The sequence below is a fragment of the Cognatundibacterium rugosum genome (assembly GCF_014284365.1).
GTDB classification, from domain to species: Bacteria; Pseudomonadota; Gammaproteobacteria; order Burkholderiales; family Burkholderiaceae_D; genus Undibacterium; species Undibacterium rugosum.
The window spans coordinates 14,360-29,284 of sequence record NZ_JACOGG010000027.1; the positions used below are offsets into that span (position 1 = coordinate 14,360).

Annotated in this window: 16 protein-coding genes; 4 read left to right on the forward strand and 12 right to left on the reverse strand. The window is 51.1% G+C overall.

The window, feature by feature from the left end; translation table 11 throughout:
* Nucleotides 1-154 precede the first annotated feature (154 nt).
* The 12 genes from H8K47_RS16745 to H8K47_RS16800 form a co-directional block, all read right to left on the reverse strand.
* Complete coding sequence (locus H8K47_RS16745) at nucleotides 155-436, reverse strand: DUF493 family protein (protein ID WP_186882530.1); 282 nt, start codon at nucleotides 434-436, stop codon at nucleotides 155-157.
* Nucleotides 437-513: 77 nt separating this feature from the next.
* Entirely contained in the window at nucleotides 514-1,359 is an 846-nt protein-coding gene (locus tag H8K47_RS16750; RefSeq protein ID WP_186882531.1) for a D-amino acid aminotransferase, read from the reverse strand.
* Between the two features lie 215 nt (nucleotides 1,360-1,574).
* Nucleotides 1,575-1,790: a hypothetical protein gene (locus H8K47_RS16755; protein ID WP_186882532.1), complete on the reverse strand. Its 216-nt coding sequence runs from the start codon at nucleotides 1,788-1,790 to the stop codon at nucleotides 1,575-1,577.
* Nucleotides 1,791-1,988: 198 nt separating this feature from the next.
* Nucleotides 1,989-3,137: a D-alanyl-D-alanine carboxypeptidase family protein gene (locus tag H8K47_RS16760; protein WP_186882533.1), complete on the reverse strand. Its 1,149-nt coding sequence runs from the start codon at nucleotides 3,135-3,137 to the stop codon at nucleotides 1,989-1,991.
* A gap of 34 nt (nucleotides 3,138-3,171) precedes the next feature.
* Nucleotides 3,172-3,810, reverse strand: a complete 639-nt coding sequence (locus tag H8K47_RS16765; protein WP_186882534.1) for an alpha/beta hydrolase — start codon at nucleotides 3,808-3,810, stop codon at nucleotides 3,172-3,174.
* A 29-nt stretch (nucleotides 3,811-3,839) separates the two neighbouring features.
* Nucleotides 3,840-4,166: a (2Fe-2S) ferredoxin domain-containing protein gene (locus H8K47_RS16770; RefSeq protein ID WP_186882535.1), complete on the reverse strand. Its 327-nt coding sequence runs from the start codon at nucleotides 4,164-4,166 to the stop codon at nucleotides 3,840-3,842.
* A 138-nt stretch (nucleotides 4,167-4,304) separates the two neighbouring features.
* Entirely contained in the window at nucleotides 4,305-5,489 is a 1,185-nt protein-coding gene (locus H8K47_RS16775) for a VanZ family protein (protein WP_186882536.1), read from the reverse strand.
* Nucleotides 5,490-6,143: an ABC-type transport auxiliary lipoprotein family protein gene (locus H8K47_RS16780; RefSeq protein ID WP_186882537.1), complete on the reverse strand. Its 654-nt coding sequence runs from the start codon at nucleotides 6,141-6,143 to the stop codon at nucleotides 5,490-5,492.
* A 65-nt stretch (nucleotides 6,144-6,208) separates the two neighbouring features.
* On the reverse strand, nucleotides 6,209-7,150 hold the full coding sequence (locus H8K47_RS16785; protein ID WP_186882538.1) for an MlaD family protein: 942 nt from the start codon (nucleotides 7,148-7,150) through the stop codon (nucleotides 6,209-6,211).
* A gap of 1 nt (nucleotide 7,151) precedes the next feature.
* Nucleotides 7,152-7,949 carry an ABC transporter ATP-binding protein gene (locus H8K47_RS16790; RefSeq protein WP_186882539.1) on the reverse strand — a complete coding sequence of 266 codons (798 nt, stop codon included), beginning with the start codon at nucleotides 7,947-7,949 and terminating at the stop codon, nucleotides 7,152-7,154.
* Nucleotide 7,950: 1 nt separating this feature from the next.
* Nucleotides 7,951-9,075, reverse strand: a complete 1,125-nt coding sequence (locus H8K47_RS16795) for an MlaE family ABC transporter permease (RefSeq protein ID WP_186882540.1) — start codon at nucleotides 9,073-9,075, stop codon at nucleotides 7,951-7,953.
* A gap of 98 nt (nucleotides 9,076-9,173) precedes the next feature.
* Nucleotides 9,174-11,012, reverse strand: coding sequence for a phosphoethanolamine transferase (locus tag H8K47_RS16800; RefSeq protein ID WP_186882541.1), 1,839 nt, complete (start codon nucleotides 11,010-11,012; stop codon nucleotides 9,174-9,176).
* 481 nt (nucleotides 11,013-11,493) lie between these two features.
* Between H8K47_RS16800 and rpsL the strand changes: the two genes are divergently transcribed.
* The 4 genes from rpsL to H8K47_RS16820 all read left to right on the forward strand — a co-directional run.
* Nucleotides 11,494-11,877 carry a 30S ribosomal protein S12 gene (rpsL, locus tag H8K47_RS16805; RefSeq protein WP_162021672.1) on the forward strand — a complete coding sequence of 128 codons (384 nt, stop codon included), beginning with the start codon at nucleotides 11,494-11,496 and terminating at the stop codon, nucleotides 11,875-11,877.
* Nucleotides 11,878-12,019: 142 nt separating this feature from the next.
* Nucleotides 12,020-12,490, forward strand: coding sequence for a 30S ribosomal protein S7 (rpsG, locus tag H8K47_RS16810; RefSeq protein ID WP_162021666.1), 471 nt, complete (start codon nucleotides 12,020-12,022; stop codon nucleotides 12,488-12,490).
* A gap of 129 nt (nucleotides 12,491-12,619) precedes the next feature.
* The gene (fusA, locus tag H8K47_RS16815; protein WP_186882542.1) at nucleotides 12,620-14,725 is read left to right on the forward strand and encodes an elongation factor G; all 2,106 of its coding nucleotides are present in this window, start codon (nucleotides 12,620-12,622) and stop codon (nucleotides 14,723-14,725) included.
* A 76-nt stretch (nucleotides 14,726-14,801) separates the two neighbouring features.
* Nucleotides 14,802-14,925: GTP-binding protein (locus H8K47_RS16820; protein ID WP_229827326.1), on the forward strand; the 124-nt coding region annotated here is incomplete at its 3' end.

Sequence of the window (14,925 nt, forward strand, 5' to 3'; positions counted from 1 at the left end):
GTCGCCACCTTGTTATTTGCGATGAGCGACTAGCTAAACAACGCTTGAAACGCTTGAACTTAGCCTAGCGTCCTGATCTGTATCCAACCTTGCTGTGAACGCCAGCGCGGGCCGCGTAGCAGGGCTGGGATTCGTGCACTATTTTGCGCTGTAATTAAAGAACCACTTTAACCATAGGGTGACCGGACAATGCGCGATACAGATTATCGAGTTGATCGCGGCTGGTTGCCCAAACGGTGACAGTCACTGACAGGTAAGTACCTTTGCTGGATGGACGCATGTCCATTTTCCCGGCATGGAAGGTAGGGTCGTGGAGGGTGACAACTTCAACCATGGTCTGGGCAAAGGCATCATGCATCGCGCCCATGATTTTGATCGGAAATTCGCTCGGGTATTCGATCAGACTTTGTTCTGGTGGGATAGGTTTCATTTCCATGATTTTTCCATTCTCTGAGTGGTGGGCTGCACTGCGCTGAAGGCACCCACCCAGAGTCAGGCAGGGATGGCAGCAGCTCAGGCGGCTTTGGCTAATTGATAAGCCGCATATAATTGCTGATATATGGGGCCGGGTAAGCCATTTCCAATAGTCTGCTCGTCCAGCTTCACAACTGCAAGTATTTCTTTGGTTGCCGATGACAACATGATTTCATCAGCCGCGTACACCTCGGCGCGGCTGATGCGACGCATTTCAAACGGTATATGGAGCTGTGCACAGAGTTCTTCTATCAACGCATAACGTATGCCTTCCAGGATCAGATGATCTTTTGGTGGGCCCATCAGGACGCCGTCTTTGACGATCCAGACATTGGAAGCCGAGGCTTCGCTCAGGAAGTCATCGCGGAATTGTATGCTTTCTGTGACCTGATGTTCCGCTGCATTCTGTGCTGCCAATACGTTGCCGAGTAAGGAAATCGACTTGATCTCGCAATGCAGCCAGCGCCGGTCTTCCATGGATACGCAAGCCACGCCATGTTCGCGCGCATCAGGCGTTGGCAACACGATGGGGTTGGTCATGATGAATACGGTAGGCGTCACTTCTTTCGGGAACGCATGGGCACGGCGCGCGACACCACGTGTGACCTGCAGATAAACCATTTGATCATCTGCTTCATGGGCATCCATCACTTGCTGGATATGCTGCAGCCATTCCTCTTTGCTATGCGGATTCGGAATACCTATCGCCTCCAGACTTCGGAACAGGCGCGCCAGATGCTGACTGGCGCGGAACATGCGGCGCTGGTAAACCGGTATCACTTCGTAAATACCGTCACCGAAAATAAAGCCGCGGTCGAGTACAGATATATGGGCGGCAGAGAGTGGCGTCATCGCGCCATTGAGGTATACGAGTGGGTCATTCATGATGGAATCAATGTCTGGAATTAGGAACATTCATTCTCACATGGTTATGCTTAGGAATTTATGCAAATATCGCATAAAAAGTACCTGTTCAAATTTGGTGTGAACAGGCACTTTTTGCCAGAACTGAGCGAGATATTTTAGGATAACGATGTCTGGTGCTTGTAATACCTTTCTTACTTGCTATTCCTAAGCTAAAACCAAATATCGCTTTTTATTCAACCCTTTTGTCCGTTTACGATTGATCCACGTTTCAAGTCTTCAGCTTGAGAAGGCGTCAGAGTTTGAATTTGCCTATTGCGCTGACGAATATTACTGCCAGTAACATAATCAGCTTCGTCAGCAATTGTTTTACTCTCGTTGCTTGCTTGGTTTTCAAGACTGCTACAAGCTGACAGTGCGCATATAGTTAAAAGTCCCAAGAGTTTTTTCATAGTGTCTCCTTCGTCGCAAGATAAGTCAGTTTAAAAAATATCTGAGCTCAGCCTGAATTGCCACAAGAGCAATTTTTGGCTATCAATAATCATAGTGTAAATTGCAATTATTGTGTGAAGGAAATTGAAATATTCTGTGGTTTCGTATGCAAAAAAAAAGCCAGAGCTCACTCTGGCTTAAAGAAAAACCGAATTATTTTATTTCAGCATAAGACGTATCGAATCCCAGGCGCGGCCAAAGATGCTGGCCTGATCGACTTTTTCCAGCGCCTGTACCGGGAATTCGGCAACGGCTTTACCGTCTAACATCATCTTCACGGTACCGACTTTGCTGTATTGGGCTATCGGCGCTACCAGCGGATCTTTTCTTTCCAGCGCAGGTTTCAGATTGGCAGCCGCACCTTTAGGCAGAGTCACATACAGGTCGCGGTCAAAACCGATTTTGACTGTTGCCTGATTACCTTTCCAGACTTCCGGGGTCTGGATCGCCTGCCCTTTGGCATACAGTTTGACTGTATCGAAATTCAAATAACCCCAATTGAGTAATTTGAGGCTTTCCTGCGCACGTACCTGATCGCTGGCGGTACCGGTCACGACCGAAATCAGACGACGCTGACCGCTGCCATTTGGACGCGACGCTGAAGAAATCAGGCAATAGCCAGCTGCTTCGGTATGGCCAGTTTTCATGCCATCGACAGTTGGGTCCAGCCATAACAAACGGTTGCGGTTAGGTTGCGTGATCTTGTTATACGTGTAGCTTTTAGTGCTGTAATAGGTTTTATAGTATTCAGGGTGATCGGCAATCAGGCGGTTCGCCAGGGTAGACAAATCACGTGCGGTGGCGAAATTGTCCGGGCTGGGCAGACCATGTGGATTCGCATAGCGGCTGTTTTTCATGCCCAGACGTTCTGCTTCACGATTCATTTGCACCACGAAAGCTTCTTCGCTGCCGGCAACGGCCTCCGCCAGCGCCACGGCTGCATCGTTCCCGGACTGGACGATCAGGCCGTACAGTAATTCATTAATGGTGACTGGCTTGTTCGGCTCAATAAACATCTTTGAGCTGCTGGCATCCACTTTCCAGGCACGGGTGGAGACATTCACCGTCTGATTCAAATCCAGCTTCTTTTCTTTTAAGGCAGAAAACACCAGATAGGCGGTCATGATCTTGGTCAGCGAGGCGGGTTCTATGCGCAGGTCAGGGTCCTGTGCGGCGATGACCTGATTACTGGTTGCATCGAACAGTAGCCAGGATTTGGCTGCAATACTAGGGGCCGGGAGTGTTTGTGCCATCGCAGCGGACAACGTCAGCAGCGAGGCAGCAACAGTAGCGAGAAATTTTTTCATGGGTAACATTGATCAAACGAGGTGAAACAGATCGTCATGCCTTATCCCACAGGCTGGTGACCAGCTGTTTGATATGGTGCAGACGACGATGGAAAAAATGATCGGCACCGGGTATCACGGTGACCGGAATATCTTGCGGGCGCAGCCAGTCCAGTACGGCAGATAGCGGAATGGTGTCATCCAGCTCGCCATGTACCAGGATGGTATTCGATGGAATTTCAGGCATCTCCCATTTGCCAGCCGCAGCACCGATCAGCACCAGACGCTGCGCTGCACGGTCCTGCGTTTGCAGACGTTGTTGTAAGCGAGCCTGAACAAAAGTGCCAAATGAAAAGCCAGCCAGTGCCAGCGGCAGGTCGGGATAACGTTGTCGCATATGTTGCAACAACAGCTCCATATCGTCGGTCTCACCGATACCCGCGTCATAGCTGCCGCCAGACTGGCCTACGCCACGGAAATTCATGCGTACAGCCGCATAACCGAGGCCAGTAAAGGTGCGCGCCAAGGTTTGTACGACCTTGTTATCCATGGTGCCGCCATAGAGCGGATGCGGGTGTGCGACCAGTGCCAGTCCGCGTGGAACGGCTTGCAACTCAGGATCGGGTAAATCGAGTGCACATTGCAATTGGCCGGCTGCGCCGGCGATCAGAAAGTGTTCAGTTTGAGCGTTCATGCCTAGGACTATCAGTACAAGCAGCGTAATCAGGTATTCGGAAGTTTGAGGCGTTCAACTACGCCACCACCGATCAGGTCGACATCAATGATTTCATCGATATCGCTTTGATCCACAAAGGTATACCAGGTTCCCTGCGGATAAACCACGAGGACCGGGCCTTCTTCACAGCGATCGAGGCAGCCTGCTTTGTTGATGCGGATCTTGCCATGCCCGTTCATGTCGAGTTGCTTAATACGGCGCTTGGCATGTTCCTGAGCCGCCTGCGCACCGCGCTCCATGCAGCATGGGCGACCATCTTCGCGTTGATTCATGCAAAAGAAAACATGTTTTTGAAAGTAAAGTGGTTCGGACATGATATGAATGTTGGATATAGAGTGATATCGGCTGAAAGGCAAACGGCGTAAAGTCATCGTACTGAGCTGGTATCTGAAACCGATTGCAGGACAACAGGCGATTTTGCAAAAGTCCTATGATACTGCAAATGCCGGCTACTACACTTGAGACCTTGGGATTCCTTGCTGCGGCCTTGTGGCGGGAGGAGTCGGTTTGCGCAGCAAGGCCCATAGAGCAAGGAAGGGCCAGAACAACGATAAGAACTGTGCGGCGCCATTAAAGTTCAAAAATTTTCCCTGTACCCAGGTTTGCATGGTGGCGCTGAAGTAGGGGTTGTCCGGCAAAATATTCAGTACTGTCAAACCCAGCAACATGAGGACAAATGCCAGCCGCTTCTGCACATGCAGAGGTGCAAACGAAAAACCATATAACATAATGGCGCTGATCAGCAAGCCACCGCGCGCGCCGGGGGTAAGCCAGCCAAACGCATATTCAGGCTGAAAAAACAGGGCTGCAGCCAGAGACTTACCGACGATAGCGAGGCTCAGTAGCAAAGCGGATAACCAGAACTTGGGTGCATGCCGGTTCAGCAGACTCAGACACAGTAAAAGTGCGGCAGTACAGCCGCAGGCAGTGATCAGCGCTTCGGCTAGCAGATATTCTTCCGGTGTCAGCTCGGTCCCGCGTAAGATCAGCGCGCTCAGATCAATGTCCATATCAAAAAACTGACTCAGGTGCTCAGACAAAATTGGAAAAATTCCGCCTAGTCCAAATAAATACGCCTGAGGATACAGCTGTGCCACCGGCCACAGACCTAGTATTACAATTTCCTGACTGGACTCCTGATACGTCCACTGCTTGCGCAATAAGCGCAAACGTCCTTTTTCCATTAGCCAGGGCGTCAGCCATGCAGCCAGTAAGGCACCCACGATGGCACCGCTGCTGTTGGTGAGTATGTCGACGACAGATGTGACACGACTCGGCAAAAAGTACTGCACCAGTTCGGCTGTGACAGAGATACAACTGCCAGTGATACCGGCGACGACGAATGCCTGCCAGCGTTTGAGTACAGGATAAAGCGCAAAGACGAACAGCGCACCCAGTGGCACATAGCCGACGACGTTGGTGATCACGTCAAACCAGGTCCAGTAACGCGGCCATTGGCGTAATACCTCGGGCAGCGCCGACAGGTTATCGGCTTGCCAGCCAGTAAACGGATACCAGCTCGCATACAGAATCAGCACGACATACGCCAGTAAGCTGACCCGTGCAAAAGGGGAGCTGGAACTGATCAGTTGCGGTTCCGTAGGTGGCGCAATTGCGCTATCTGTTTGGGTAGACATTTAGTTCAGCTGGAGTATGTCCTGTTGTAACTCAAGGATCAACTGGTCTACCGCCTGTTGCATAGCATGCGCACCGGCTGCCGCATCGTTCCCCGCAGGAAGCTGGATTTGGAACTGACGATGACGCAACACTTTGCCTGCTTTGCTCATCAGGGCACGCATATTGAGTTGCACATGACTGTTACTGACCGAGCTGAAAACTTGCGAGAATTCATCCAGCTCCAGTTGCAGTAGCGGTATATCCGCGCTGGCCTGATTTCTTTGCAAGACCAGACCACCGGCAGCGCTGACCTGCTGTTTGATGCGCTGTTGTATCAATTGTGCCGGTGGCATACTCCAGCGCGCATAGGCATAGGCTTTTAGCTGTTGCGCATTGTCGTACTGCAGGCGGTAGAGCATGGCCTGGCTGTCGAGTGCCGTACTGGCCTGTATATCGGCCAGTACAAAGCGCAGGCTGGCTGGCGCAGGTGTAACCTGTTTGATCTGAGCGGCAACGACAGGCCCCAGATCAAACTGCTGTTTGACGGGAGTCGGATTGCTGCTGCACGCGCTTATACTGATGACCGCAAACAGGGTCAGCAAGCCAAACATTGTCTGCCTCAAATGACGCGACGATACGTTTTTAGGGAAATCAGCTGACAGGATAGAAAACATACTTGTCCTTATTTAAATACCGGGTCAGGCTATGCATAGTGTAAGCAAGCTTGGGATAATCAGGTTTATCTGGCTGGTGCGCTGAAGCCAGGTTCTCCCGGGCCGGGTGTGACTGGCGGCGGGCCAAACAGGATGCTTTGCGGACGTTCATTCAGACTCTCTGCGGTGCGGCCAACTGCACGCAGGCTCTGGCGCGCTTCGTTGCTTAGCGTATTCAGCCGCGGCAGGGTATCTGCATATAGCGTGCTGTTAAACATATCCAGGCTTTGATTGAGCCTGAATATGGGGCTGTCCTGGCCCTGCAGGCGCGTGCTGAACTGTGTCAGGTTCTGGGTCAGCTGACTGGCATCTTTGGATAATTGATTGACCGATTGCAGCGTACTGCCAGCCTGTTGCATCAGTACCGGTAATTGCTGTAAGGCCGGATTGATCTGGTCCGGTACCGCTTCCCAGCGTTGCGCCAGTTTGCCAAAATTTTCCAGGGTATGAACGACGGATTTCTGATTGTCCGGATCCAGCATATGATTGAGACGTCTGGTCAGTTCTTCGGCTTGTGTCAGGATAGCGATACCGCGTTGCTCCAGATTTTGCAGCATGCCGGGTCGCAACGGTATACGGGCGATGCTGGTGCCAGACTGCAGTAATTGACTATGCTGCGCTTTGGTATCTTCATCGAGCTGCACAAAAGCGATGCCTGTCACGCCTTGATAAGCCAGTGTGGCAAAGGTTGCATTGGTCACGGGTGTGTCAGGCAGCACCTCCAGACGCAGTATGATTTGTCCCGGCACTTTGTCATCGAAATCAATGTCAGTCACATTGCCAACCTTGATGCCCTTATAACGCACCACCGCTTGTAAATTCAATCCTGAAACCGCTGATTTTGTTACGATTTCATACGAGGTGCGCTGGATTTTGTCGCGTCCCAGCCAGATCGCCAGCAGCGTCGCCAGCACGATTAAGGCTATCGTAAAAAAGCCTGCGATTAAAGCATGTGAACGGTTTTCCATATCACTCCCGGTCAGGTTGGGGTTGCAGTACTTCCATCGCGCGTAGTCCACGTCCGCCCAGGAAGAATTGTTTGATAAACGGATGCGGAAAACGCACCACTTCTTGCGGGCTGCCTAAGGTCAGCACGCGCTTTTCAGCCAGGACGGCGATCCGGCTGGATAAGGCAAACAGGCTGTCCAGATCGTGTGTCACCATGATGACAGTCAGACCGAGTTGCTGATGCAGCGACTGTATCAGCTCCACAAAGCTGTCAGAACGGTCAGGGTCCAGCCCAGCTGTGGGTTCATCCAGAAATAACAGTTCAGGGTCCAGCGCCAGTGCACGTGCCAGCGCGATACGCTTGACCATGCCACCCGACAAATCGGCTGGCATTTTTCGCGCATGCTCAAAGCCGATATTGACCATGTGTAGCTTCAGATAGACCAGGTCGCGGATTAAGTCTTCCGGCAGTTTGCCCAGTTCGCGCATGGGTTGCGCCACATTGTCGAATACGCTCAGTGCTGAGTACAGGGCACCCTGTTGGAATAGCATGCCGGAACGCTTGCGCAGATAATCCAGATTGCCGGCTTTAGGTGCATGGATGTCTTCGCCAAAGACTTCGATACTGCCACGTTTGGGAATTTCCAAGCCCAGCATTTGACGCATCAACACGGTCTTGCCGGTGCCTGAGCCGCCAACCACCGATAAAATTTCACCGCGTCTGACGTCGAGCTCCAGATTGTCATGCACCACCATGCGTCCAAACTGGGTGCGCAGGCCGCGGATACGGATCAGATTGTCTGTCTTCTGCTCAGCCATGTCAGTATCCGGTTTTGCTGAAAATAATGGCGAACAACGCGTCGGCGATGATGACCATGGTAATCGAGATCACCACCGAACTGGTTGTACCCCGGCCCAGACTTTCAGTATTCGGTTCTATACGCAGCCCAAAATGGCAGGCGATCAAAGCGATCAGTACGCCAAAGCTCACGCCTTTGAGTAAGCCTATCCAGTAATTCAGAATAGGCACGGCTTCCGGCAACTTGTAAATAAAAAATGCCGGACTCATGCCCAGCAGTGCCTGTGCGGCGATCATACCGCCCATCAGTGCCATGACATCAGTCCAGATCACAATTAGGGGCATCGCTATCGCTAAGGCCAGCACGCGCGGCATGATCAGCCGGAATCCATGCGGAATACCCATAACCTGCATTGCGTCCAGCTCTTCGGTTACCCGCATCACACCTAGCTGTGCGGTGATCGCAGAGCCGGAACGCCCGGCCACCAGGATGGCGGCCAGCATGGGGCCGAGTTCGCGGATAATACTCATGCCCAGCAGGTTGACGATGAACAGGTCACCTCCAAAGGTTTTTAGCTGTTGGGCTGACAAATAAGACAGCACGATGCCGATCAATATGCCTACCAGCGCGGTAATGCCCAGCGCCTGAGCGCCCATGCGGTAGATATTGGCTGAAATCTCTTTCCAGGGGCCACGCAGAGGATGGCGGATGAAGTGGCCCAGATCCAGCATCAGCTGACCGAGCAAACTCACGAAACTAAAACAATGTGCAAAAAAGCCCAGCACCATGCTGCCCAGTCTCATCACACGTGTCAGTCTGGGTTTGGGCTCAACCGGTTGGGCAAGTTGGCTGACTGTACGCAAGCGTTCAAATATCCCGAGGTGCTGCTCGCTGATGTTGGCATGTTCAGGAAGCTGATGCTGCCATACGCGCCACAACAACTGCGCCCCGAGGTGGTCCAGTGCTTCGATCTGGCTCAGATCCCATTGCAGTGCAGGACGTAAGGCCAGCTGATTCAGCTGCTGCTGTAACTCTGACAGCCGGTCCGCATGACACAGAGTATGCGCGAGCCAGCAGCCTTGTAGCTGCACAGCGCGCTCATTCTGAGTGATCACATTCAATGTGGGTGGGGTATCAATACGCATGTCAGAAGTGTAAGCGAATTTGTCGCGCCGCGGGAGCAGGTATGACCAGGCCTTGCCAGGCTGTACCAAGAGGGGAGTCTGGTACAGCTAGGCTGCGTTTATTTTTGTCGCAGCGGCGTTTTGTTATCGATCACCTCACGACAGTCGCCTTTCATTGTCGCATTGTCGTAATTCGCCCAGCCGTAGCTGTCGACATAGCGCAGATGCGGTTTCCAGCGATGGCTGAGTATGCTGCGTTCCAGCTTTTCGTCGGGATAGCGGATGTCTGCCATATCCAGCAAAGTATGAAACACATTTTCTGTGCTCAGCGGCGCGCGCTGGTGGGCGCGCAGTTGCCGGATTTTTTCCGGATATTTTTCTAAATACGCGTCGGAGTACCAGACAAAACCCGGTACATGGAATTCATACTGTGTGTTATGACCATGAAACGCGAGGTTACAGCTGCCGTCGTACAAAGTCTGACCATGATCGGATACATACATCAGTGAGCTCAGTATGCCGTTATCCTTGAGGCGTTGTATGAAACCCGACAAGACCCAGTCTGTATAAAGAATGGAATTATCATAGCTATTGCTGAGCGCTTCTTTATTTTTCAGATCGGTATAGGCGGGATTCACCACGCCGTATAAAGAAGGTTTCCAGTGGTCGTATTCTGCTGGGTGGCGATGGCTGTAATTCCAGTGATTACCCAGGGTATGCAGCACGATCAGTTTTTTCGGTGCTGCATCCTGCAGTGCGCGTTCCAGCGGCCCAAACAGCACATCGTCCAGATTGGATTGATTGGTATAGCCACCTAGATTCAGGAACTGGGTGACATCTGCTTCTTTGGCAAATACTGAGGTTGGCGTATCGAACTGACCAAAACTCATTTGATTTGATATCCAGTAGGTTTTATAACCGGCCTCGCGATAGGCGGATAAAAAAGACTTTTCTGAAAAGCCCGCCTGTAAGCCTTGCGCCGCTGGCTTACGCGAAACAATGATGGGTACCGACAATCGTGTCGCAGATACCGCTGAAATCATGTCGCTGAAGCTGACCAGATTTTCTTCCAGACTTAGCAGTGGATTGGTTTCCCTGTCATAGCCATTCAGACTCCAGCGGTCGTAGCGTGAGGATTCACCGATCACCATCACCACCACTTGCGGTTCAGCCGGATCACCTTGTAAATGGGCGCCGAAGTGAAATGTGCGGCTTTTATCGGATAAATGATTCAGGTAATCGCGCTCGTTCCAAAAATCGATACTGCGCAATATCAGACCAAAGGGCCAGATGCGCGCAAATAATTCCTCGTCGGCCACCGGTATCAGCCATGCGGGTGCGGGCCCGGGGCCGGCAATCAGGCGTAGTCGTCCAGCTTCCAGTAGCGGCAGGGAAACAGCTTTGCCACTGATCCCGGCACGGACGGAGGCGCTGCCAGACTGTGCAGAACTGGTTTGTGCCTGCACCCCTACCCAGTAGGCATAGCTGCTGACCACGCAGATGACCAGAGTTCCACAAAGTGCCAGCCAGCGGCTGGGATGTCGCCAGGCCAAAGCGTTGGTGCGCCAGACGAAGCGCTGCAGTTGCCACCACCACGCCATGATCATGAGGCTGAGTCCTGCGACCAGCCAGATCTTATTGCCCAAAAATTCAACGGCTTCTTTAGGACTGGTTTCCAGCATGATACCCAGATGATGAGTGGATATGCCTTGCCCATAATACAGACGCAGGTAGATTTCTACCGGCATAAGCAGCATCGGTGGCAGTAGCAGCCAATGAAACCAGCGTGGACTTTGGAACACTGCCCACAGCATGACCCATGCCAGCAGCCCGGATGCCAGGATGGTCGCGGCCTGATCCACCGGCTGATGTTGCAAGTAGGGGAAAAATGGCAGCGCGGACACTAAGCCATAGCTGCTGAGTAAAAAAATGCGGAAAAAACGGTCGGAGATACGCATGGCTGTGAAGTTTCGGTGCGCCTGTGCCTGAGTGCAAGCTTTGTGTAAAGGGCGTCAATATAAAGGATTTATCCTGCTTCAAGGCATTTGTTGAGTTTTAAGCAGTCAGTCGGTATTGGAATGATCAAAATAATCGTACTTGTACCGGATTTTGATCATAGGCAGCACGCTGCGCTTGATTTATCGCTGAAATTGCCTATCCTGAACAGCCCCGGTAGCATCATGTCGCTCAGTGTGCGCCTCTAAAATTCATTGACATGCTTGCGCAAACGGACATAAAATTGCGAGTTCTCGATTTTGGGTTTATGTTTTTTGCTGTATTTTGTGGCGCTGAGTCACGAAAATTTTGCATAAAAAACAGGCAAATAGCACGCACTTCAGTGCGCCTCTCTGCAGATTCAAGTGGGAAAAATTGATTTTTAGTTCCCGGGCAACCGTTTCCGGGTTTGTATTAACGTTGTATTTTGTTGGATTAAAAACGATGCCAACCATCAATCAACTGATTCGCCAACCACGCGTTTCCGCTGTGGTTAAGAGCAAATCGCCGGCGCTGGAAAACAGCCCGCAAAAACGTGGCGTTTGCACCCGCGTTTACACAACAACTCCTAAGAAGCCTAACTCGGCTTTGCGTAAAGTTGCTAAAGTTCGTCTGACCAACGGTTTCGAAGTTATTTCGTACATCGGCGGTGAAGGCCATAACCTGCAAGAACATAGCGTCGTGCTGATTCGCGGCGGCCGTGTAAAAGATTTGCCGGGTGTGCGTTATCACATGGTTCGCGGTGCTTTGGATACTCAAGGCGTTAAAGACCGTAAGCAAGCTCGTTCCAAATACGGTGCGAAGCGTGCTAAGGCTGTTAAGAAGTAATTAACTCGTAATTTAATCTCCGTAGACTCTACGGATCAGTGTCGGTTCGGAATGAACCGAGTAAGTGGCAGGCTATGATGGCCCGTCGCGAGTGTCAATAAAGTGTTATCTGATGCTCAACTGAAGATTGAAAGGAATTGAAATGCCACGTCGTCGTGAGGTCCCGAAACGGGACGTACTGCCGGATCCAAAATTCGGTAATGTAGAAGTTGCAAAATTTGTTAACGTATTGATGTTGTCCGGCAAGAAGTCTGTTGCTGAAGGCATTATCTACGGTGCATTCGATCAGATCCAGGCTAAATCTGGTAAAGATCCGCTGGAAGTGTTCGCACAAGCTATCAACAATGCGAAGCCATTGGTTGAAGTTAAATCCCGTCGCGTTGGTGGTGCAAACTACCAGGTGCCAGTTGAAGTTCGCCCAGTTCGCCGCTTAGCGCTGTCTATGCGTTGGCTGCGTGAAGCTGCTAACAAGCGCAGCGAAAAATCCATGCCTTTGCGTTTGGCTGGTGAGTTGTTGGAAGCCGCAGAAGGCCGCGGCGGTGCAATGAAGAAACGTGATGAAGTCCATCGTATGGCTGAAGCCAACAAGGCCTTCTCTCACTTCCGCTTCTAAGAGTAAGAGTAGGGAGTCGTTGTATGAACTTTATGCAATGGCTCTGGCAAGTATTTTGAATCAGGCCGGGCGCGATTTTCACAAAAAATTGCGCTCGGTTTTGTCCATTAAAAGATTTAGGAATATCCTATGGCCCGTAAGACCCCCATTGAGCGCTACCGTAATATCGGTATTTCCGCTCACATCGACGCAGGTAAAACAACGACCACTGAACGCGTATTGTTCTACACCGGTGTAAATCACAAAATCGGTGAAGTGCATGATGGCGCAGCTACCATGGACTGGATGGAGCAAGAGCAGGAACGTGGTATTACCATTACTTCCGCGGCAACAACTTGCCACTGGAAGGGCATGGCTAACAACTTCCCTGAGCACCGCATCAACATCATCGATACACCAGGCCACGTTGACTTCACTATCGAGGTTGAGCGTTCTATGCGTGTTCTCGACGGCGCTTGCATGGTTTACTGCGCGGTGGGTGGTGTTCAGCCACAGTCTGAAACTGTATGGCGTCAGGCTAACAAATACAAAGTGCCACGTCTGGCATTCGTTAACAAGATGGACCGTACCGGCGCAAACTTTTTCAAAGTTTACGACCAGATGCGTGCACGTCTGAAAGCAAACCCTATCGCTATCCAGATTCCTATCGGCGCGGAAGAAAACTTCCTGGGCGTTGTGGATCTGGTCAAAATGAAAGCGATCATCTGGGATGATGCCAGCCAGGGTATGAAGTTCGACTACCGTGATATTCCTGCAGAACTGGCTGATCAGGCTGCTGAATGGCGCGAAAAAATGGTTGAAGCAGCGGCTGAAGCCAATGAAGAACTGATGAACAAATACCTCGAAGAAGGTGATTTGTCTGAAGAAGAAATCAAGAAGGCCTTGCGTCAGCGTACCATCGCTTCTGAAATCGTTCCTATGATGTGCGGTACTGCGTTTAAAAACAAAGGCGTACAGGCAATGTTGGACGCGGTGATCGAATACCTGCCATCCCCAGTGGACATTCCACCGGTTGCTGGTACAGATGAAGATGACCAGCCTACAACACGTAAAGCAGCTGACGATGAAAAATTCGCAGCGCTGGCGTTCAAGATTATGACTGATCCATTCGTTGGTCAGCTGATCTTCTTCCGTGTGTATTCCGGCACCATCAATTCTGGCGATACCGTATACAACCCGATCAAAGGCAAGAAAGAACGCCTCGGCCGTATTCTGCAGATGCATGCTAACCAGCGTGAAGAAATCAAAGAAGTTCGCGCCGGTGACATCGCTGCTGCGGTTGGTCTGAAAGACGCGACAACTGGTGAAACACTGTGTGATCCATCTTCCATCATCACTTTGGAAAAAATGGTGTTCCCAGAGCCAGTTATTCAGCAGGCTGTTGAACCAAAAACTAAAGCTGACCAGGAAAAAATGGGGCTGGCACTGAATCGTCTGGCACAGGAAGATCCTTCTTTCCGCGTAAAAACTGACGAAGAATCTGGTCAGACTATTATCGGCGGTATGGGTGAGCTGCATCTGGAAATTATCGTTGACCGTATGAAGCGTGAATTCAACGTGGAAGCAACTGTTGGTAAGCCACAGGTTGCGTACCGCGAAACAATTCGCAAAACATGCGAAGAAATCGAAGGTAAATTCGTTAAGCAATCTGGTGGTCGTGGTCAGTATGGTCACGTTGTTCTGAAGATCGAACCACAAGAACCAGGTAAAGGTTTTGAATTCGTTGACGCGATCAAAGGTGGTACAGTTCCGCGCGAATACATCCCTGCGGTAGAAAAAGGCGTGATCGAAACGCTCAATTCCGGTGTGTTGGCTGGCTATCCAGTTGTTGACGTTAAAGTTACGCTGTTCTTCGGTTCTTACCATGACGTTGACTCGAACGAAAACGCGTTCCGCATGGCTGCATCGATGGCGTTCAAAGACGGCTGCCGTAAAGCAAGTCCAGTTATCCTGGAGCCGATGATGGCTGTTGAAGTTGAAACACCAGAAGATTACGCTGGTACTGTGATGGGTGACTTGTCTTCCCGTCGTGGTATGGTTCAGGGTATGGATGAAATCCCAGGCGGCGGTGGAAAGATCATCAAAGCTGAAGTGCCGCTGTCCGAAATGTTTGGTTACTCGACTTCCCTGCGTTCCGCAACGCAAGGTCGTGCAACTTACACAATGGAATTCAAGCACTACTCTGAAGCGCCTAAGAATGTGATCGACGCAATCGTCACAGCTAAAGCGAAGTAATTCTGTACTAAAAAACCTGTCCCATGCCGGGACAGGTGCATTGTAAATAAATCGTTCTTTTTGAAGGAAGAATAAAATGGCAAAAGGTAAGTTCGAACGCACCAAGCCGCACGTGAACGTCGGTACAATTGGTCACGTTGATCACGGTAAAACTACACTGACAGCAGCGATCGCGACAGTTCTGTCCGCAAAATTCGGCG